The 21034-nt window shown below is 68.4% G+C and carries 12 protein-coding genes and 3 rRNA genes; 4 read left to right on the top strand and 11 right to left on the bottom strand.

Going from position 1 to position 21034, the window contains the following annotated elements; translation table 11 throughout:
• The first annotated feature begins 60 nt into the window (after positions 1-60).
• The gene (locus tag GCE65_RS01920) at positions 61-1152 is read left to right on the top strand and encodes a homoserine O-acetyltransferase (RefSeq protein WP_152817663.1); all 1092 of its coding nucleotides are present in this window, start codon (positions 61-63) and stop codon (positions 1150-1152) included.
• Here GCE65_RS01920 and GCE65_RS01915 read toward each other — a convergent pair.
• A complete protein-coding gene (locus GCE65_RS01915; protein ID WP_153877181.1) occupies positions 1137-2150 on the bottom strand; it encodes a Gfo/Idh/MocA family protein in 1014 nt (337 codons plus the stop codon). The two genes, GCE65_RS01920 and GCE65_RS01915, sit on opposite strands and share 16 nt — an antisense overlap.
• Positions 2151-2222: 72 nt before the next feature.
• Here GCE65_RS01915 and GCE65_RS01910 point away from each other — a divergent pair, with 72 nt between their 5' ends.
• Together GCE65_RS01910 and GCE65_RS01905 are read left to right on the top strand one after the other, a co-directional pair.
• Positions 2223-3350 carry an alpha/beta hydrolase gene (locus tag GCE65_RS01910; protein ID WP_153877180.1) on the top strand — a complete coding sequence of 376 codons (1128 nt, stop codon included), beginning with the start codon at positions 2223-2225 and terminating at the stop codon, positions 3348-3350.
• 136 nt (positions 3351-3486) lie between these two features.
• Complete coding sequence (locus tag GCE65_RS01905; RefSeq protein ID WP_153877179.1) at positions 3487-6588, top strand: beta-N-acetylglucosaminidase domain-containing protein; 3102 nt, start codon at positions 3487-3489, stop codon at positions 6586-6588.
• Positions 6589-6630: 42 nt separating this feature from the next.
• Here GCE65_RS01905 and GCE65_RS01900 read toward each other — a convergent pair whose 3' ends face one another.
• The 7 genes from GCE65_RS01900 to GCE65_RS01870 all read right to left on the bottom strand — a co-directional run bounded on the left by GCE65_RS01900 (position 6631) and on the right by GCE65_RS01870 (position 13911).
• A complete protein-coding gene (locus GCE65_RS01900) occupies positions 6631-9465 on the bottom strand; it encodes an FAD-binding and (Fe-S)-binding domain-containing protein (RefSeq protein WP_153877178.1) in 2835 nt (944 codons plus the stop codon).
• Between the two features lie 28 nt (positions 9466-9493).
• On the bottom strand, positions 9494-10906 hold the full coding sequence (locus GCE65_RS01895; protein ID WP_153877177.1) for a hypothetical protein: 1413 nt from the start codon (positions 10904-10906) through the stop codon (positions 9494-9496).
• An 88-nt stretch (positions 10907-10994) separates the two neighbouring features.
• A complete protein-coding gene (locus GCE65_RS01890) occupies positions 10995-11258 on the bottom strand; it encodes a sigma factor-like helix-turn-helix DNA-binding protein (protein WP_228760064.1) in 264 nt (87 codons plus the stop codon).
• 65 nt (positions 11259-11323) lie between these two features.
• Complete coding sequence (locus tag GCE65_RS16965) at positions 11324-11575, bottom strand: putative transposase (protein ID WP_370460211.1); 252 nt, start codon at positions 11573-11575, stop codon at positions 11324-11326.
• A 189-nt stretch (positions 11576-11764) separates the two neighbouring features.
• Positions 11765-13087: a putative transposase gene (locus GCE65_RS01880; protein ID WP_153877174.1), complete on the bottom strand. Its 1323-nt coding sequence runs from the start codon at positions 13085-13087 to the stop codon at positions 11765-11767.
• A gap of 41 nt (positions 13088-13128) precedes the next feature.
• Complete coding sequence (locus GCE65_RS01875) at positions 13129-13536, bottom strand: helix-turn-helix domain-containing protein (RefSeq protein ID WP_194928781.1); 408 nt, start codon at positions 13534-13536, stop codon at positions 13129-13131.
• Positions 13537-13653: 117 nt separating this feature from the next.
• A complete protein-coding gene (locus GCE65_RS01870) occupies positions 13654-13911 on the bottom strand; it encodes an RNA polymerase sigma factor (protein ID WP_153877172.1) in 258 nt (85 codons plus the stop codon).
• A gap of 138 nt (positions 13912-14049) precedes the next feature.
• On the opposite strand from GCE65_RS01870, the gene ilvA reads away from it, so the two are divergent.
• Positions 14050-15276, top strand: a complete 1227-nt coding sequence (gene ilvA / locus GCE65_RS01865) for a threonine ammonia-lyase (protein WP_228760063.1) — start codon at positions 14050-14052, stop codon at positions 15274-15276.
• Between the two features lie 180 nt (positions 15277-15456).
• On the opposite strand, the gene rrf is transcribed toward ilvA, so the two are convergent.
• The 3 genes from rrf to GCE65_RS01850 form a co-directional block, all read right to left on the bottom strand.
• Positions 15457-15573, bottom strand: a 5S ribosomal RNA gene (gene rrf / locus GCE65_RS01860).
• A 101-nt stretch (positions 15574-15674) separates the two neighbouring features.
• Positions 15675-18796, bottom strand: a 23S ribosomal RNA gene (locus GCE65_RS01855).
• A gap of 326 nt (positions 18797-19122) precedes the next feature.
• Positions 19123-20646: ribosomal RNA gene (locus GCE65_RS01850) — 16S ribosomal RNA — on the bottom strand.
• The 16S, 23S and 5S rRNA genes sit together here, the layout of an rRNA operon.
• Positions 20647-21034 lie beyond the last annotated feature (388 nt).

Genomic DNA, 21034 nt, shown 5'->3' with positions numbered 1-21034 from the left:
CCGTCGCGCCCACGCACACTGCCGCCGGTCATCCCGGCCACGGGCGGGTGGCGTGAGGACATGCCTGCCGGGATGAGGAGATTCATGGACCTGGGGCCCCTCCACCTCGAGGCGGGTGGCCGGCTTCCGGCCGTCCGCATGGCCTACCAGACGTGGGGCGAGCTGAACGCCGAGGGAAGCAACGCCGTCCTCATCCTGCATGCTCTCACCGGCGACTCCCACGTCGCCGGTGAGAGCATGGCCGGTCACCCCTCGGACGGTTGGTGGGGTGGCATCGTGGGCCCGGGCCTGGCGATCGACACGGACGAGTACTTCGTCGTCGCCCCCAACGTCCTCGGCGGCTGTCAGGGTTCGACCGGCCCCTCCTCGCCCGCCCCGAACGGCACCCCGTGGGGCTCGCGCTTCCCGTACCTGACCACCCGGGACCAGGTCGCTGCGGAGGCCGACCTGGCCGACCGGCTCGGGATCGGCACGTGGGCGCTCGTGGTCGGCGGATCGATGGGCGGGCACCGGGCCCTGGAGTGGGCCGCCGGCCATCCGAGTCGGGTCGCCGCCGTGGCCGCGATCGCCACGTGTGCCCAGACGAGCGGCGACCAGATCGCGTGGGCCCACCCGCAGCTCGCGGCCATCCAGGCCGATCCGAACTTCCGCGGCGGCGACTACTACGACGCGGCCGACAACGAGGGCCCGCACGTGGGCCTGACGATCGCCCGCCAGATCGCGCACACGACCTACCGCAGCGCGCTCGAGCTCGACGAACGGTTCGGCCGCCTCCCCCAGGGCGGCGAGGAGCCGCTCGGCGGCGGCGGCCGCTTCGCGGTGCAGTCCTACCTCGACCATCACGGCGGCAAGCTGGCCCGCCGCTTCGACGCGAACTCCTACCTCGTGCTCACGCACACGATGCTCACCCACGACCTCGGGCGCGACCGCGGCGGGGTCGAGGCGGCGCTCGCCGGCATCACCGCGCGCGTGCTCGCGATCGGCGTGGACTCCGACCGACTGTTCCCGGTGTCGCAGTCACGCCGCATCGCCGAGGGCGCCGGCGGCTCGTATCGCGAGATCAGCTCGGCGTACGGGCACGACGGCTTCCTCATCGAATCCGATCAACTCGGTGCGATCCTCACCGAGTTCCTCGCTCACTCCCGCTCGTAGAGTTCGACCCCGAGGTCGTCGGCCGCCTGCTGCAGGATCGTCTGGACGGCGAGGCTCGCCTCGAGCGGCATGGTCGCCGACTCGCTCGCTCCCCGGGCGAGGCAGTCGTGCACCTCGTCGAACTCGTGCGCGTAGCCGGCCCCGCGTGGTGGCAGATGGAAGACCTCCGGCTCGCCGCTCGTGCGGCCGGCGGCGTCGGGGCGGTGCAGGATCACCCGGTCGGGGTGGTGGAACCGGGGCGGTAGTTCGAGCCAGCCCTCGGTGCCGAACACCCGGGCCATTCCCGGGGAGGGGGCGAGGAAGGACGTGCTCAGCGTCGCCGCCCGGCCGTCCTCATAGGCGAGCAGGTAGGCGCTCTCGGCGTCGGTCCCGGTCGGGAGCAGCGACCCGGAGACCGACACCCGGTCCGGTGCCCCGAGCACGAGGTGGGCGAAGGAGACGACGTACACGCCCAGGTCGAGGATCGTTCCCCCGCCGAGGTCGAGGGCGAAGGTGCGGTCGCGGGGATCGAGCGGCCGGCTCACCCCCAGTTCGGCCTGGACGTTGCGCACCTCGCCGATCGCGCCGTCGGCGATGAGCTGACGCAGCCGCACGACCGCCGGCTGGAAGCGGGTCCACATCGCCTCCATGACGAACGTTCCCGCGGCGCGGGCGGCGGCGACGAGATCCTCGGCGCCGGCGAGCGTGGCGGTGAACGACTTCTCCATGAGCAGCGCCTTGCCGGCCGCGATCACGGCCAGCCCGTGCGCCCGGTGGAAGGAGTGCGGGGTGGCGACGTACACGGCGTCGATCTGCGGGTCGGCGAGCAGCTCCTCGTAGGAGCCGTAGGCGCGGGGGATCGCGAACTCCTCGGCGAAGGCCCGGGCACGCTCCGGGGAGCGGGAGGCGACCGCGGCCAGCTCCCCGCCGGTCACGCTGGCCCAGTCCCGGGCGACGTTGCTCGCGATGCGTCCGGGGCCGAGAATCCCCCACCGCACTGTTCCTGCTCCAGCCGTCATGGCCGCTCCTTCCATCGGTCCGCCCACCGTACCCGCCCGTGCGCCCGATGCCCGCGGCGGTATCCTGGCGCCATGGGGGACGTCTTCCATCCGCCGCTCGCGGCCGATGCGTGGCAGGACGACCATCTCGGGCCCGGCTTCCACGCCCGCGCCCTCCCGGCCGTGGGCGGACGCACGCTCGGCACGCTCGTGCGTCACCTGCCCGAACTCGATCCCGACCGCGGCGCGGGTCGGTCCACGGGCACGGCGGCGCACACAGGCACGGATCCCCGGCGGCCGGACCGCCCGCGTGCACCCGGCTACGCCGTGCTGTACGTGCACGGGTGGAGCGACTACTTCTTCAACCGGGAGCTGGCGCGGTTCGTCGCCCGGGCGGGCGGGGCCTTCTACGCGGTCGACCTGCGCCACAACGGGCGGAGCCTGCGCGCGGGCCTGCTGCCCGCCTATATCGAGGACCTGCGGGACTACTTCGACGAACTCGATGCCGCGCTCGCCCACGTCCGCGCCGAGCATCCGGACCTGCCGGTCGTCGTGATCGCGCATTCCCAGGGCGGCCTCACGGCGTCCCTGTGGGCGGCGGAGCGGCTGGGGCCGAGGAGCCGGGTGGGGTCGCGGCCCCACCGGGCGATCGCCGCGCTCGTGCTCAACGCCCCGTGGCTCGACCAGGCCGGGGCGCCGGGGGCGCGCCGGCTCGCGACCCCGGCGGTCACCGCACTCGCCGCGGCGCTGGGCGAGCGGGCACTGCCGATCCCCTCGCCGGGCTTCTACGGCCGCACGATCTGGGCCGAGCACGGCGGGGAGTGGGCGGTCGATCACGACTGGCAGCCCGATCCGGGGGCGCCGATCCGGCCCGCGTGGTTGCGGGCGGTGCTCGCCGGTCAGGCACGCGTGGCGTCCGGCCTGGATCTGCCGATCCCGGTCCTCGTGCTCACCTCGAACCGCACGCTGCTGCGCCCACGCTGGCACGAGGACATGCGCCGTGCGGACATCGTGATCGACGTGACCCGCGCGTGGCGCCGGGTGCGGGACCTCGGCACCGACACGACGCTGATCAAGGTGCGCGACGCCGTCCACGACGTGTTCCTCTCTCCCCCGGCGGTCCGCGCCCGTGCCTACGACGAGCTCGGGGCCTGGCTCGCCGAGCACGGCTTCCGCGCCGGCACGCCATCGGCACCCACGGGCACCCATGAGCACCCATGAGCACCCATAAGCACTGATCGATTCGCAAATATAAGCCCACAACTAGCTCACAATCGCTCATTCGAGGTAGAGTGATCCGAGGTCGGACCGCGACGGGTCCGATCGGGAGCAATGACGCACGCGAAACGGGGTCCTCGTGATCAGTACACACGTCCAGCGCACCGGTGCGGCCACGCGGGCCGCCACGCAGCGCCGGCTCTCTGCCGTCGGAGCGGCCCTGGCCGTGACCGGACTCGCGGTCGCGGGCCTGCTCGCCCCGGTCGATGCCGCGCCGGCGGCCGCAGCCACCGGCGCGAGTGTCGCCGACCTCACCCCGCCCCCACAGGAGGCGCGCGGCGAGGGCGTCCCGATCGACCTGACGGGTGCGGTGACGATCGTGGCCGCGGCCGACGTCGACGCGGTCGCCCTCGCCGCGCTCGAGGTGCTCATCGAGACCGCGGGCGGCACGCCCGTGGTCGCGACGGCCCCCGCCGAGGGCGTGACGATCCACCTGGGCACCGACGAGCCGGTCCTCACGGCCGCACTCACCGCGATCGAGGGCCCCTCCCTCACCGACCTGCCCGCCGAGGGCTACGTGCTGGCGAGCGGCACCGCCGACGGGAGGCCGACCCTCGTGCTCGCGGGCGCGGACGGCACCGGCACCTACTACGCGGTCCAGAGCCTGCGACAGCTCATCACCGACGGGATCGCCGCACCGATGAGGGTGCGGGACTTCCCGCTCATGTCGATCCGCGGCACGATCGAGGGCTTCTACGGCACCCCGTGGTCACACGAGGCCCGGATGGACCTGCTCGCCTACTCCGGCGAGCACAAGCTCAACACCTATATCTACACCCCGAAGGACGACCTGCTGCTGCGCTCGAAGTGGCGGGAGCTGTACGCCGGGGACGACCTGGCCGGTATCGCCGAACTCGTGCAGCAGGCCAACGAGCACCACGTGCAGTTCACCTTCGCCCTCTCCCCCGGCAACTCCATCTGCTATTCCTCCCAGGAGGACTTCGACGCGACCGTCGCCAAGTTCGACCAGCTGCGCGATCTGGGCGTGCAGTCCTTCTACATCGCCCTCGACGACATCGGCACGAACTCGAACAACCGCTGCCAGGCGGACAAGGACCTCTACCCGAACACCGGGAACTGGCACTGGCTCGCCGACTCCCAGGCCGACTACCTCAACCGGATCCAGACCGAGTACATCGAGCCGAACGGCCTGCGCGACCTGCAGACCGTGCCGACGAACTACAGCGGCTCGGGCGAGGACCCGTACAAGGCGGAGTTCGGAACCCGGTTGAACGACGACATCCGCATCCAGTGGACGGGTGAGGGCGTCTTCTCCGACACGATCACGGTCGACTCGGTCCAGCAGGCCGCAACCAGCTACCGCACGGACCACCTCTACATCTGGGACAACTTCCCGGTGAACGACGGCCGCCGCGACCGCCTCTTCCTCAACCCGCTCACCGGCCGCGACGCCGAGCTGTACAGGTACATCGACGGCTTCACCTCGAACCCGATGATCGAGCCGTACGCCTCGTGGCCGGCGTTGGCGAACTACGCCGACTACACCTGGAGCGGCCCGGCCTACGACCCGGACGCCTCGATGGCCGCGGCGCTGCGCGAGCTCGCCGGTGCGGACCCGACCGTCCAGGAGGCACTCACCGCCTTCGCCGACCTGAACCAGTCCTGGCCCTACCGCGGCGCGGTCGTCTACGCCCCGGCGCTCGGCGCCGACATCGACGCCTACGATGCGGGCGACGAGCAGCCCCTGCGGGACCGGCTCGCGCTCATCGCCGCCGCACCACAGATCCTCGCGGGCATGGCCGAGCCGGGCTTCTACGCCGACTCCGAGCCGTGGATCGACGCCGCCGCCCACTGGGCCACGGCCCTCGACCACGAGCTCGACCTGCTCACGGCCCTCGAGTCGGACTACGGGGTCACCGCCGCCGACGCCTTCCTCGCGGCGCGTGCGCAGGTGGCCCAGGCCCATGCCAAGACCGTCGACGACACCGGCGGCGACGGCGTCCTCCACGAGGACGTCATCGTGCCCACGGTGGGTGATGGCCGGTTCGACACCTTCGACGCCGACGCGATGGCGACGTTCACCGACTGGCTCGGCGCCGTGCCGAACGCCGCGGTGAGCGGATACCCGGCGTCCGCCACCTCGTCAATGGGCGCCTACGGCAGCAACGTCACCGGCAACATGACCGACGGGGACCCGGCGACCATGTACTGGTCGAACGCGGCACCGGCGGCCGGTGACCACGTCCAGCTCGACCTCGGCCGGGAGCGCGAGATCGGCTCGATCCACATCCAGCAGGGGGGCGACGACGGCGATACGACCGGCGACCTCATCTACGATGCGACGGTCCAGTACTCCCTCGACGGCACCACCTGGACCGACGCGGGCACCTTCTCCGACAGCCCGGTCATCGACGTGGAATTCGACGAGCCCGTCACGGCCAGGTACGTGCGCCTCGTCGCCGCCGGCGGAAGTGGCAAATGGGTGAAGATCCGCGAGTTCGCCGTGCTCCGGGCCTCGGACCGGTTCACCTCGACCCTCCCGAGCGAGGAGAACGCGGGCGTGCGCCAGGCGTTCGACGGGGACATCACGACCGCGTTCCGCGCCACCGGGGCGCCCGGGCCGGACGCGGCGATCACCTACCGGTTCAACGCCCCGACGACCGTGGGCTCCGTGAGCGTGCTCGGCACCGGGGTGGGCCAGATCCAGGTCCGGGTCGATGGTCGATGGGTCACGATCGGCGAGCTGGCCGACGGCATCGCGTTCCACGAGGGCGCAGCGGACCCGGCGGCGCAGGCAACCGCGGTGCGCCTGACCTTCGAGGCCGGAGGCCCCGCGCCGGTGATCTACGAGATCGTCACCCGCGAGGGCGGACCGATCGGCGTTGCGGAACCCACCGAGCCTCCCACGGAGGAACCGACCGACGAGCCCACCGACGAGCCCACGGATGAGCCCACGGACCAACCCACCGATGAGCCCACAAACGTGCCGACCGACGAACCCACGGACGGGCCGACCGACGAGCCGACCGGCGGGGCCACCGACGAGCCCACGGACGGGTCGAGCGACGAGCCGACCGAGGGGCCGACCGAGGGGCCGACGAGCCCCGCGATGCCCGACACGGGCACGACGAGCGGACCACTCGCCATGACGGCGCTGGCGCTCCTCGCGGCCGGTGCGGCGGCGCTCGGACTCACGCTGCGTCGTCGACACGCCGCCTGAGGCGCCACCGCCTGTGACCTAGCCCGGCCGGAACCGCTCTCGTCAGTTCGCGGGCGGTTCCGGCGGCCGCGCGCCGCTGAGCAGCTGCGCGAGCGTCATCCCCCGCACGCCGGCGAGGTCCTCGGCCTGGGTGCGGCACGAGAACCCGTCGGCGAGGTAGATCGCGCCCTCGGGTGCCTCCCGCAATGCGGGCAGGAGCGCATTCTCCGCGACCGCGACGGAGACCTCGTAGTGCCCGGCCTCCATCCCGAAGTTTCCGGCCATGCCGCAGCAGCCGGCGAGTTCGGTCACCTGTGCGCCGGCGGCGGCGAGCAGGGCCCGATCCGCCTCGAACCCGGAGACCGAGTACTGATGGCAGTGGGGCTGCACGACGATCGTGTGCCCGCTCAGGTCCGGCAGCGGGAAGTCCGCCTCGCGGAGCACCTCGGCGAGGGTACGGGTGCGACCCGCGAGGGTGTGGGCACGCGCGTCGTCGGGAAAGAGGTCGAGCAGGTCGCTGCGGAGCACCGCGGTGCAGCTCGGCTCCACCCCGACGATCGGGATTCCCGCCTCGGCATAGGGGGCGAGCACCTCCATCGTCTGGCTGAGCCGGGCCTTGGCGCCGTCGAGCTGCCCGGTGGAGATCCACGTGAGACCGCAGCAGACCTGCGAGGGCGGCAGCAGCACCTCGAAGCCCGCGGCCTCGAGCACGGCGAGGGTGGCGCGGGCGCCGTCGTCGGCGAGGTACTCGCTGAAGGAGTCGGCCCACAGCATGACCTGTGGGCGACCGGGTGCGGCCGCCGGCACGGCCCGCGGCGCGTGGCTGCGCACCCACCGGGAGAACCGGGTCGTGTTGAACTCGACCATGCCGCGGCGCGGATCCATGCCACCGGCCCGGAGCACGAGCCTGGCGAGTGGGCGGAACTTCAGGGCGGCATTCGCGAGGGCGCTGACGCCGGGGACGGCTGTGAGCAGCCTGCCCCAGCGTGGGAGCCAGCCGAGCGCGTAGTGGGCGATGGGCCGCCGCTTGCCGCGGTAGGTGCGATGGAGCACCTCCGACTTGTACTGGGCCATGTCCACGCCGGCGGGGCAGTCCGTGCTGCATGCCTTGCAGGACAGGCACAGGTCGAGGGACTCGTGCACGGCCGGGTTGTCCCAGCCGCCGACGAGGGTGCCGTTCGTCAGTTCCTGCAGCACGCGGGCGCGGCCGCGGGTGGAGTCCTTCTCGTCGCGCGTGGCCTGATACGACGGACACATGAAGCCGCCGGCCGCGGAGTTGTCGGCCCGGCACTTGCCCACCCCGACGCAGCGGTGGACCGCGTTCGTGAAACTGCCTTGGTCGTGGGCGAAGCCGAAGCCTCCCGCGGCGGTGATCGTGACGGCCTGGGGACGGCGCAGCTGGTGATCGAGCGGGTCCGGATCGACCAGCACGCCCGGATTGAGCAGGTTGTCCGGATCGAAGAGGTTCTTGACCTCCCCGAACGCGGCGATCGCGTCGGCCGAGTACTGCAGCGGCAACAGCTCGGAGCGGGCGCGGCCATCGCCGTGCTCGCCCGAGGCGGACCCGCCGTGCTTGGCCACGAGCCGGCCGGCGTCGAGGAGGAAGTCCCGGAACACCTGCCGGCCGCCGGGCGCGTCGAGGGGGAAGTCGATGCGGATGTGGATGCAGCCGTCCCCGAAGTGCCCGTACGGCAGTCCGGTCACGCCGTAGGAGGCCATGAGTTCGTCGTGCTCGCGCAGGTATGCCCCGAGCCGCTCCGGCGGGACCGCGGCGTCCTCCCACCCGGGCCAGGCCTGCCCACCGGTCGCCGTCCGCCCGGCCAGCCCGGCGCCGTCCGCGCGGATGCGCCACAGGGCGGCGGCCTCCGGCCCGGCGGGGATGATCCGCACGGCGTCGGTCCCGGCGTCGGCGGCGAGGGCGCGCGCGTTCGCCTCGGCCTCGGCCGGGGTGGCGCCGCCGACCTCGACGAGGAGCCAGCCGGCCCCCCGCGGCAGGTCGGGGATCGCGCTGTCGCCGCGATGCTGCCGAACGACGTCGACGAGCGCCGCGTCGAGGCCTTCGACCGCGAGCGGAGAGTGGCCGAGCATGGCGGGCACGGCGTCGGCGGCCTCGGCCATGCTCGGGTATCCGAGGGCCACGACGATCGGCGAGGACGGAATCTCGACGAGCGTCATCGTGGCCTCGGTGACCGTGACGAGGGTGCCCTCCGTGCCCACGAGGAAGCGGGCGAGGCTCGGCCGGTTCTCCGGCAGCAGGTGCTCGAGGGAGTAGCCGGAGACCTGCCGGGAGAAGCGGCCGAACTCGGTGCGGATGGTGGCGAGGTTCGCGCGGCCGATCCGCTCGAGCCCCGGCACCTCGGCCAGGCCGTCGGCCGCCGTGTAGGCGCGGCCGCGGCCGTCGATCACCTCGAGGGAGGCGACGTTGTCGGAGGTGCGGCCGTAGGCGACCGCGTGCGGGCCGCAGGCGTTGTTGCCGATCATTCCGGCGAGGGTCGCCCGGTTCTGGGTGGAGGGGTCGGGCCCGAAACGCAGGCCGTGCGGGGCGAGTGCGGCCTGAAGGTCGCTCATGACGACGCCTGGTTCCACGCGCGCGAGCCGCTGCTGCGGATCGATCTCGAGCACCCGGTTCAGATGCCGCGAGAAGTCGAGCACGACGCCCGGTCCGACCGCGTTGCCGGCGATCGACGTGCCGCCCCCGCGGGCCGTGATCGGCGCGGAATGAGAGCGGGCGATATCGAGGATCGAACGCACATCGGCGGTCGTCTCGGGGAACACGACGACCTCGGGCACGATCCGGTAGTTCGACGCGTCGGTGGAGTACTCCGCCCTGCGCCGCTTCGATACATCGACGGCGCCCGCCACGTGCTCACGAAGGTCAGAGATCAGGTCGTTGGCCACGCCCCCAACCTACCGCCGCCACCGACGATCACGGCCCGCCGACGAGTTCGAGCCGCTCCTCCGCGACGGCCACGACCGACCAGGTCGCCCCATCGGAATCGGTGAGGCGGTAGGCCGGCAGCAGGAGCCGGCCGCCGTCTCCCGCGCGCGTCTGCTGCCAACTCGCCTCGGAATGCGTGAGGACGACGGAGCGCACCTCCCAAGGGAGCAGGTCGCCGGGGGCGGGGCTCACCGCTCGGTCCGCCCGGCCTGCCCGGTCCGCCCGGTCCACTCCGCCGGCGCCCTCGGTTGCCGCTGCCGGCCCGGATTCCGCCGGGCCGGCGAGTGGGAGCTCGACCAGCGGCATGGCCTGGACGTACCCGAGCGCGCCGCCTGCGAACCGGCGCTCGTTCAGTCGCGTCGCGGCCACGGCCGGGGAGACGGTCTCGTAGCTGCCGAGGTCGACGAGCTCTCCGGGTTGTGCCCAGAGGCCGGCGATGCCCTGGTCGCCGACGGTGAAGGACCAGGCGACCGGGAGGTCGGCGGCGTTCTCGGCGCCGGGAAGCTCGAGCCGGGCCTCGACCGTTCCGTCGAAGGGCTCGGCCGGTGCGGTCCAGGCGTACTGGTCGGCGTCGAATCCGGCGGCGTCGACGATTCCGCGGGCGCGCTCGATCGCATCGTCGCCCGACAGGCGCGGCCCGCAATCCCGGGGATCGGCGGGCTCGGACCGCCCCGGGTCCGGTGGGGTGCTCCCGCCCCGGGGCGTGTCCTCCCCGGCGGCCGGCGCGACTACTTCCGGCATGGTTTCCACGATGCGGAGGTCGGCGCAGGTCCACGGGCTGCGGTCGGAATGGTTGAACGAGACGGCGCCGTCGGCCCCGATCGAGAGCCACGCGTTCTCCGTCGCGAGCTCGTAGCCGCCGGCGTCGGTGCGGGTGGGTTCCCCGATCCCGAGCGCATCCGCGAGTGCCCCGGCGAGTTCCGGGGTGACCTCGGGGGCTGCGAGCGCGTAGGCGTGCGCCGATCCGCGGGCCTCGCTCAGGCCGTCGCCGGTGAACACGAGGTTGCCACGGCCGAAGGCGGGCGCGATTCCGGGCAGCGCCCGCGCCATGCTCGCGCTGTCCGGCGCGATCTCCGCCGGCGCGACGCCCGCGGGTCCCGGGTCCGCCGGGATGTGCCCGACCACACGCTCGTCGGCCCCGGGTCCGGCACTGGGTGCCGCGCCGGGCGCGGGGCCGGCGCCGCCGAGTGCGCCGGCGGCATACCCGGCTCCGGCGAGGAGGAGCCCGGCGGCCGCCGCCGCGGCGAGCTGCCACCGTGGCCGGCGGGGCCGCAGGGGTGTGACCGTCCCGCCGGCGGGCGCGCCGAGGTCGGCGTCCACGCGGGCGCGGATGGCGTCGAGGTCCGCTTCATATCCGCGGCCCGGGTCGCCGGCCCGGAGCCGCTCCTCGGGATCGGTCATTGCTCACTCCTGGCTCGGCTGTCGTCTCACCCTGTTCATGTCGCGACTGCGCTCGTTGTTGCACGGTGCGGCCGATCAGATCCCGGGCTCACGGCCGTGCCCCGCCGCGTTCCCCGTCCGCCCGGTCGGCGCGCCCGAGGGCCTCGCGGAATCGGCTCCGGGCACGGCTGAGTGCCGCCGCGGCGCCCCCGCGGCTCAGGTCGAGGGCGCGCCCGAGCGCCACGCCGTCGAGGCCCTCCCAGGCGGCGAGCAGGAGCACCTGCCGATCCCGGGGGCTCAGCGTCGCCACGGCCGCGGCGAGGGCCTCGTCCTCGATGAGCCGGATCCCGGGGTCCGCCGCGGGGTCGGGCACCTCGGGCAGGTCGGCCGTCGCCTCGGCCCCAGGACTCCTGACATGTCATGAAAGTTTGTGGGGGGTCAGGTCCGGTTCTTGATTTCGTAGCGCAGGGTCAGGTCGGTGCCTGGGTAGGTGGTGCGCGTGGCGGTGAGGTGCTCGCAGAGTTCGGCGATGGCAGCGGTCTCACGGCTGGTGGGGAGCGGGTCGAGCCGGATCGTCAACGTGCCGGCGGCCTCGTCGGGGATGATGTCGCCGGGCTGGGTCAGGGCCTGCCGGGCGAGGGTGTAGGCCTCCTGGTCGGCGCGGGCGTAGCGTGGTGTTGATCCGGATATCGCGGGCGATCGCGGTGGTGGTGTTGAACGCGGCGATCCTGATGGCGTGGTGGATCAGCTTGGTCTCGGTGTCCAGGACTGCTGGCCGGGCGCGAGGTCACCGAGGCGGACCCTGGCCGGGACGTGTTGTGGTCGGCGCGGGCGGCGGCGAGGTCGTCCTCAGCGGCGTGCAGGTCCGCGGTCAGGGCGTTATGGAGGGTGTTCGTTACGACCAACGCCGGCCTGGCCGGGGTGGTCGTGCGGGCTGCCAGGAGGGCGGCGTCGGTGCGGGCGCGTTCGCGCTCGACCCTGGCCGTGGCGTTCTGCACGGCCAGGTGGAATGGCGTTTGGCCGGGTTCGGTACTGACCGGTCCGGGTCGTCCTGGCTCGCGGCATAGGAGTCGTGAGAGTCCAGGCCCAGGTGGCCGCGGGCGTAGCGGAAGTAGTCTCCTGGCGCCAGCGCGATCCATCCGGTACATGATCTCGGACCGCGGGCAGGTCGGTGCGGGTGGTCAGCACGTGCACCTGCTTGGTGAGGCCCTTCTTGGTGTCGAGGCGGGTGACCTGCCGCATCGGGTACGTCCCGCCGCCGTTCTTGATCGGCAGTTCGACGATCGTGTCGGCAAGGATCCAGTGGTGTTCCCGACCGGTCTCGTCGATCGATACGGTCTCGGCGAAGAGGTCGCCGGCGACGTTCTCGGTGTGGCCCTTGCGCCAGGTCAGCACGTCGAACCCGCGGGCGGCCATGTGGGCGAACAGGGCGGGGACCAGCCGCCGCGGTCGAAGCCGACCAGGACCCGCCGGTCGTCCCCGACCGCCTTCCTCAGCTGCGGCAGCAGGGACCGCAGCTCCATCGCGAGCGAGGCGCCGGGCGCGGACATCACCACCAGCACCGGGTCGCCGGCGGCATCGCTGATCCAGGTCTCCACCGTCGCGGGGGCGGGGAACGCAGCCGGGACAGGTGCGTCTTGGCGATCTTCTTCGTGCCCTGATACGCCCGGACGTGCCCGTCGACATACAGCACCAGACCGAGGTCTTCGTCCCTGCTGGCAGCGCCGGGCCGGCCGAGGTGGTGGGCGGCCATGCCCGCGAGCAGGTCACCGGCCCGGCCCGGGCGGTGAGCTGGCCGATCTTGCGGCGGATGGTCTTGACCTCCGGGGCCCGGTCCATACCCAGCACCCGGCCCAGGTCGACCGGCGCGAACCGGCCCGCGCCCTCCGCCCGCGGCTGACCGGCCAGGGCCCGCAAGACCCCCTCGAGGAGCATCGTCTCGAGCCCGTAGAACCCGGCCGGGAGCTTGCCGTAGACCTCCCTCGCGCAGGACAGCAGACCCGTGGCCGCCAGGGCCGGCAGGGCGAGTAGGAGCCCGGCCAGCGGGACCCGCGCGGCCGGGGCGAACACCGGGTCGGCGGCCTCGATCACATGCGCCCGAGCCGCGGCACGCTCACCAACACGCGGCTCCGGCTCGGCCAGCACCACCGGCACGGCCTCGACCCGCGCCCCGCCTCGCCCGGCCCCACCCCGGCCTCCCACCGCCCCCCCTCGGCCAGAGCCCGGGCGCACCGAATCGGTCGTCAGACCCCGACCGCCGAGGCCACCGCCCGCAACGAGGCCCCACCCGCGCGGCGGGTCCCGATCTCGGCGACCACCGCCGGCGTCAGTTTCGACGGGCCCCTCGGCCCGCGCCGCTCCGGGACCAGCCCGGCCGTCCCCGCGCTCTGCGCGGCCCGCACCCACCGGCGCAACGTCTCTCGGCCGATGTCGAACCCGGTCGCCACCGCCGCCCCCGTCGCGGCCCCGATCCGCACCAGCGCCACCGCCGCGAGCCTGCGTCCGGCCTCGTCCTGGCCGTCCCACAGGTACGCCAGCTCCCCGCGCACGTACACCCGACCAGCCCCGTCGGCGTCCTCGACGAGCGCGGCCACCTCACCGATCTGAACCGCGCCGAACGGTGCCAACGGTAGCGGTGCCTGGACAGTCATGACCGCCATCTCACCACCCCGACCAACCGATACAAACTCACCCAATAATTATCTCACACGCTGCCCGCGACGACCAGCACCTTTGCCAGTAAACACGCCGGTCAAGCAATAGCTATGTCAGGAGTCCTGGGCCCGAAGCCGGCGTCGATGGTTGGCGAGAAGGAACCCGGCGGTGCGGTACAGCCACGGCAGCTCGTGTCCGTTCGGAACGTCGGCGCGTCGATGCCATGCGGTGGTGAAGACCTCCGCGGTCAGGTCCTCGATGTCCGAGGCCTCGACCCGACGTCGGAAGTAGGCGGCCACCGGTCGGGCGTGCGCGCGGAAGAGCACGTCGAACCACTCGTGGTCCCGGCCGCCGGGATCGTATTCGGGCATCGCGGTCCTCGTCGTCGGTGGCGATCGGGCCCAACCTAGCCCACGTCGCCCGGTCGCCGCTGGTCCCGGCGAACCGATGCGGGAGCGGCGGTGGTGGACAGGCCGCCGCTTTCACCCTTGACTGGTCCCATGCAACCGATGCCGCCGCTGACATCCGAGGAGATCCACGAGGCGGAGGCGGCGCTTCGGGGCATCATTCATCGCACGCCCGTGGAGTTCTCCCGGTCGCTGTCCGAGCTGGCCGGGGTCGAGGTGTGGCTCAAGTGCGAAAACCTTCAGGTCGGTGGATCGTTCAAGATCCGGGGTGCCTATACACGCATGGTGCGTCTCCCGGCGACGGCCCGGGCCGCGGGCGTCATCGCCGCCAGCGCGGGCAACCACGCCCAGGGCGTCGCCCTGGCGGCGCGCGAGCTCGGGATCCCGGCCATCGTCTACATGCCGGAGGGGGCCGCGCTGCCGAAGGTCGCGGCGACCCGCGATTACGGCGCGACCGTGCGCCTCGTGGGTTCGACGGTCGATGAGGCGTTGGAAGCGGCGACGGCCGAGGCTGCGGCCACGGGCCGCACGATCGTGCATCCATTCGACCATCGCGATGTCGTGCTCGGTCAGGCGACCCTCGGCACGGAGATCCTGGACCAGGTACCCGGGGCCCGGCACGTGCTCGTGCCCGCGGGTGGTGGAGGTCTGCTCGCGGGGATCGGTGCCGCCGTGGCCACCGGGTCCGGTCCGCGCCCGCAGGTCGTGGGGGTCCAGGCCGTGGGTGCGGCGGCGCTGCCGGAATCCCTCGCCCAGGGCCGGCCGGTGCCGTTGTCCGCGATGGAGACGATGGCCGACGGCATCGCCGTGGGCTGCCCGGGGGCGGTTCCCCTCGACTTCATCTCCCGCACCGTGGACGGCATCATGACGGTGACCGAGGAGGAGCTGTCACGGGCCCTGCTGTTGCTGACGGAGCGGGCAAAATTGGTGGTCGAGCCGGCGGGCACGGCCGGTGTGGCCGCCGCGCTGCGGGGCGCCGGGAACTGGTCCGGACCGATCGTGGCGGTGCTGTCGGGCGGCAACATCGACCCGCTCGTGTTGACGCGGATCCTGCGCCACGGACTCGTGGACGCCAGACGCTATCTGCACCTGCGCATCCGCGCCCGGGACACGCCGGGCCATCTCGCGCGGCTCTTGGCACAGGTCGCGAGCAGCGGCGCCAACGTGCTGTCGGTCGACCATAATCGAACGGCGCCTTCGCTTGCGATGGGTGAGGTGGAGATCGCCATCGAGGCCGAGACCCGCGGCCCCGACCACGCCCGAGCGGTCATCGACGGCGTGCGTGCCGAGGCCGGGATCGCGGGCGAGGTCCGCACCGACCAGTTCTGAGCAACCCGCCCTCCGCCGGCCGACGTCGACCCGATTGGCCCCTGCTCGAGTGTCGCCGGCACGCTTGCCGCGTGGAGCGGCAGCGAGGGCGCCGACCCCGCCCGGTTGTGCCGTGTGGCTCGTCGTGGCCGGAGAAAGAAGAAGAGGCCACCCGTGTGGGTGGCCTCTTCTTGAAGTTGTGTCCGGCGGTGTCCTACTCTCCCACGTGGTCTCCCACGCAGTACCATCGGCGCAGAGGGGCTTAGCTTCCGGGTTCGGAATGGGACCGGGCGTTTCCCCCTCGCTATGACCGCCGTAACTCTATTGAGATATTGCTTCGGTTTCCCGGTCGTATCTCGGGAACCATACAGTGGACGCACGCAATCTTGCGATTCTTCCGAACCCCACAGGGTTCGAGTGTGGTGAAGTTATCGGCATATTAGTACCGGTCAGCTGAACGAGTCGTTAGTCCTCGCTTACACATCCGGCCTATCAACCCAGTGGTCTACTGGGAGCCTCTCACCCTAACGGGTATGGAAATCTCATCTTGAAGCAGGCTTCCCGCTTAGATGCTTTCAGCGGTTATCCCTTCCCAACGTAGCCAACCAGCCGTGCTCTTGGCAGAACAACTGGCACACCAGAGGTTGGTCCGTCCCGGTCCTCTCGTACTAAGGACAGCCCTTCTCAAATTTCCTACGCGCGCAGCGGATAGGGACCGAACTGTCTCACGACGTTCTAAACCCAGCTCGCGTACCGCTTTAATGGGCGAACAGCCCAACCCTTGGGACCGACTCCAGCCCCAGGATGCGACGAGCCGACATCGAGGTGCCAAACCATGCCGTCGATATGGACTCTTGGGCAAGATCAGCCTGTTATCCCCGGGGTACCTTTTATCCGTTGAGCGACGGCGCTTCCACAAGCCACCGTCGGGTCACTAGTTCCGACTTTCGTCCCTGCTTGACATGTCCGTCTCGCAGTCAAGCTCCCTTGTGCACTTACACTCAATGCCTGATTACCAACCAGACTGAGGGAACCTTTGAGCGCCTCCGTTACATTTTAGGAGGCAACCGCCCCAGTTAAACTACCCACCAGGCACTGTCCCTGATCCGGATCACGGACCGAGGTTAGATATTCAGAACGACCAGAGTGGTATTTCAACAATGACTCCACGAACACTGGCGTGCCCGCTTCAAAGTCTCCCACCTATCCTACACAAGCCGTCCCGAATACCAATACCAAGCTATAGTAAAGGTCCCGGGGTCTTTCCGTCCTGCTGCGCGTAACGAGCATCTTTACTCGTAATGCAATTTCGCCGAGTTCACGGTTGAGACAGCAGAGAAGTCGTTACGCCATTCGTGCAGGTCGGAACTTACCCGACAAGGAATTTCGCTACCTTAGGATGGTTATAGTTACCACCGCCGTTTACTGGGGCTTAAATTCTGAGCTTCGCCTTACGGCTAACCCGTCCTCTTAACCTTCCAGCACTGGGCAGGCGTCAGTCCGTATACATCGTCTTACGACTTCGCACGGACCTGTGTTTTTAGTAAACAGTCGCTTCTCTCTGGTCTCTGCGGCCCTCAAACGCTCCCACCGCAAGGGTGTTCACGCCTCAGGCCCCCCTTCTCCCGAAGTTACGGGGGCATTTTGCCGAGTTCCTTAACCGTGATTATCTCGATCTCGATCGCCTTAGTATTCTCTACCTGACCACCTGAGTTGGTTTAGGGTACGGGCAGCTAGGACCTCGCGCCGGAGCTTTTCTCGGCAGCATAGCATAGGCACCCTTTATCCAGCACGCTGTCACCATCGGTTCTCAGGCACACGAGGAGCGGATTTACCTACTCCTCACCCTACAACCTTGAGCGTGCACAACCATCGGCACGGTGGGCTACCTTCCTGCGTCCCTCCTGTTAATACGCTTACCTACTACCAGATCGGTTCTCGTGCTCAACCACCCGGTGTCCCCGAAGGGACGATGAGCGGCTCGGACGATTAGCATCACCGGGCTCGGTATGGACGGTCCTTCGCATCGGTACGGGAATATCAACCCGTCATCCATCGACTACGCCTGTCGGCCTCGCCTTAGGTCCCGACTAACCCAGGGCGGATTAACCTGGCCCTGGAACCCTTGGTCATTCGGCGGACGGGTTTCTCACCCGTCTTTCGCTACTCATGCCTGCATTCTCACTCGTGTGGCATCCACGGCTGGATCACTCCGCCGCTTCACCCGCCACACGACGCTCCCCTACCCATCCACACACCTGGACACCCCCAAAGGGATGAGCCTGGTTAACGCATGAATGCCACAGCTTCGGCGGTGTACTTGAGCCCCGCTACATTGTCGGCGCGGAATCACTTGACCAGTGAGCTATTACGCACTCTTTCAAGGGTGGCTGCTTCTAAGCCAACCTCCTGGTTGTCTGTGCAACTCCACATCCTTTCCCACTTAGCACACGCTTAGGGGCCTTAGCTGGTGGTCTGGGCTGTTTCCCTCTCGACTATGAAGCTTATCCCCCACAGTCTCACTGCCACGCTCTCACTTACCGGCATTCGGAGTTTGGTTGACGTCAGTAACCTAGTGGGGCCCATCGGCCATCCAGTGCTCTACCTCCGGTAAGAAACGCGTGACGCTGCACCTAAATGCATTTCGGGGAGAACCAGCTATCACGGAGTTTGATTGGCCTTTCACCCCTATCCACAGCTCATCCCCCCAGTTTTCAACCTAGGTGGGTTCGGTCCTCCACGCGGTCTTACCCGCGCTTCAACCTGGCCATGGATAGATCACTCCGCTTCGGGTCTAGAGCACGCGACTCAAACGCCCATTTCGGACTCGCTTTCGCTACGGCTTCCCCACACGGGTTAACCTCGCCACGTACCACTAACTCGCAGGCTCATTCTTCAAAAGGCACGCTGTCACCCCAACCATGGAGGCTCCAACGGATTGTAAGCAATCGGTTTCAGGTACTATTTCACTCCCCTCCCGGGGTACTTTTCACCTTTCCCTCACGGTACTTGTCCGCTATCGGTCATCAGGTAGTATTTAGGCTTACCAAGTGGTCTTGGCAGATTCACACGGGATTTCTCGGGCCCCGTGCTACTTGGGATACTCATCAAGAGGCCACGCGATTTCGACTACGGGAGTAACACCCTCTATGCTCGACCATTCAATGCCGTTCGTCTATCACGAGACTTGATCACTCTTCGCCAGTTCGGCAGAACCAGCCAACGAGTCCCACAACCCCGCACGTGCAACACCTGCCGGCTATCACACACGCACGGTTTAGCCTGATCCGCGTTCGCTCGCCACTACTAACGGAATATCTCTTCCTGTGGGTACTGAGATGTTTCACTTCCCCACGTTCCCTCCACTCACCCTATGAGTTCAGGTGAGGGTAACTGCACATGACTGCAGCTGGGTTTCCCCATTCGGAGATCCTCGGATCAACGTCCGTTTGCCGACTTCCCGAGGCTTATCGCAGGCTACTACGTCCTTCTTCGGCTCCTGATGCCAAGGCATCCACCGATTGCTCTTAAAAACTTGACCACAAAAAAATCAAAGATGCTCGCGTCCACTGTACAGTTCTCAAGCTACGAACGGGCCCAACCCAACCAACCCAATTAAGAGCCGGCCAGACTGGTCCGCACGAGACAACAACCCTTAACGGCCGTTCCCTCAGGACCCAACAGTGTGCCAAACACGCCCACCCCCACCAGCAACCATCCCAACCCCGAAGAGCGGTACCAGCCACCAGCACGAACAAACGCGCCAACTAATCGATGTTCCACCCATGAGCAACCACCCCCGAGACACTCGCCCGAGGCATGGCACTGACACCCACCCCAACGGGGCAGGCGTAAGAAGCTCCTTAGAAAGGAGGTGATCCAGCCGCACCTTCCGGTACGGCTACCTTGTTACGACTTCGTCCCAATCGCCAATCCCACCTTCGACAGCTCCCCCCACAAGGGTTGGGCCACTGGCTTCGGGTGTTACCGACTTTCGTGACGTGACGGGCGGTGTGTACAAGGCCCGAGAACGTATTCACCGCAGCGTTGCTGATCTGCGATTACTAGCGACTCCGACTTCATGGGGTCGAGTTGCAGACCCCAATCCGAACTGAGACCGGCTTTTTGGGATTCGCTCCACCTTACGGTATCGCAGCCCACTGTACCGGCCATTGTAGCATGCGTGAAGCCCAAGACATAAGGGGCATGATGATTTGACCTCATCCCCACCTTCCTCCGAGTTGACCCCGGCAGTCTCCTATGAGTCCCCACCATTACGTGCTGGCAACATAGGACGAGGGTTGCGCTCGTTGCGGGACTTAACCCAACATCTCACGACACGAGCTGACGACAACCATGCACCACCTGTATACCGCCCTTACGGACCCCGTATCTCTACGAGTTTTCGGTATATGTCAAGCCTTGGTAAGGTTCTTCGCGTTGCATCGAATTAATCCGCATGCTCCGCCGCTTGTGCGGGCCCCCGTCAATTCCTTTGAGTTTTAGCCTTGCGGCCGTACTCCCCAGGCGGGGCACTTAATGCGTTAGCTGCGGCGCAGAACTCGTGGAACGAGCCCCACACCTAGTGCCCAACGTTTACGGCATGGACTACCAGGGTATCTAATCCTGTTCGCTACCCATGCTTTCGCTCCTCAGCGTCAGTAGTGGCCCAGAGACCTGCCTTCGCCATCGGTGTTCCTCCTGATATCTGCGCATTCCACCGCTACACCAGGAATTCCAGTCTCCCCTACCACACTCTAGTCTGCCCGTACCCACTGCAGGCGCGAGGTTGAGCCTCGCGTTTTCACAGCAGACGTGACAAACCGCCTACGAGCTCTTTACGCCCAATAATTCCGGACAACGCTTGCGCCCTACGTATTACCGCGGCTGCTGGCACGTAGTTAGCCGGCGCTTCTTCTGCAGGTACCGTCACTCTCGCTTCTTCCCTACTGAAAGGAGTTTACAACCCGAAGGCCGTCATCCTCCACGCGGCGTCGCTGCATCAGGCTTCCGCCCATTGTGCAATATTCCCCACTGCTGCCTCCCGTAGGAGTCTGGGCCGTATCTCAGTCCCAGTGTGGCCGGTCACCCTCTCAGGCCGGCTACCCGTCGTCGCCTTGGTAGGCCATTACCCCACCAACAAGCTGATAGGCCGTGAGTCCATCCCTCGCCGATAAATCTTTCCAGACACGCACATGCGCACGCATCTAATATCCGGTATTAGCCGCAATTTCTCACGGTTATCCCGAAGCCAGGGGCAGGTTACTCACGTGTTACTCACCCGTTCGCCACTCATCCACCCAGTGCAAGCACCAAGCTTCAGCGTTCGACTTGCATGTGTTAAGCACGCCGCCAGCGTTCGTCCTGAGCCAGGATCAAACTCTCCGTTAATGTATACAGACACCCCGAACACCAACCCCGAAGAGCCAGCACCCGACGCATCAACAATACGAAGAAACCCACAACCCACCCCAAAAACAGGGCAAGCCACGAGCCTTCAAATGATCTGGCAGACAAATACTAGCAAGTATTCATCCATCCAAAAAGGAACCCAAGAGAAACAACAACCAACCAACCACCCCAAAGAGCAGCCGACCAGCCATCACCCCTCACAGGGAACCATATAAAATATGGCATCGATTTTTGACACACTGTTGAGTTCTCAAGAAACGGACGCGCACCACCCGGACCACACGCAACATGCAGACCAGCGCAGGGCAACCTCTCCAAACTACCCGACCAAACCAACCCCGTCAACCCGAAGGCCTCCAGAACCGAA

Origin of the sequence: Pseudactinotalea sp. HY158, from assembly GCF_009660225.1 — a bacterium.
GTDB lineage: Bacteria > Actinomycetota > Actinomycetes > Actinomycetales > Beutenbergiaceae > HY158.
The sequence above is the reverse complement of the archived record's forward strand: the minus strand, read 5'-3'. Positions and strand labels throughout refer to the sequence as shown.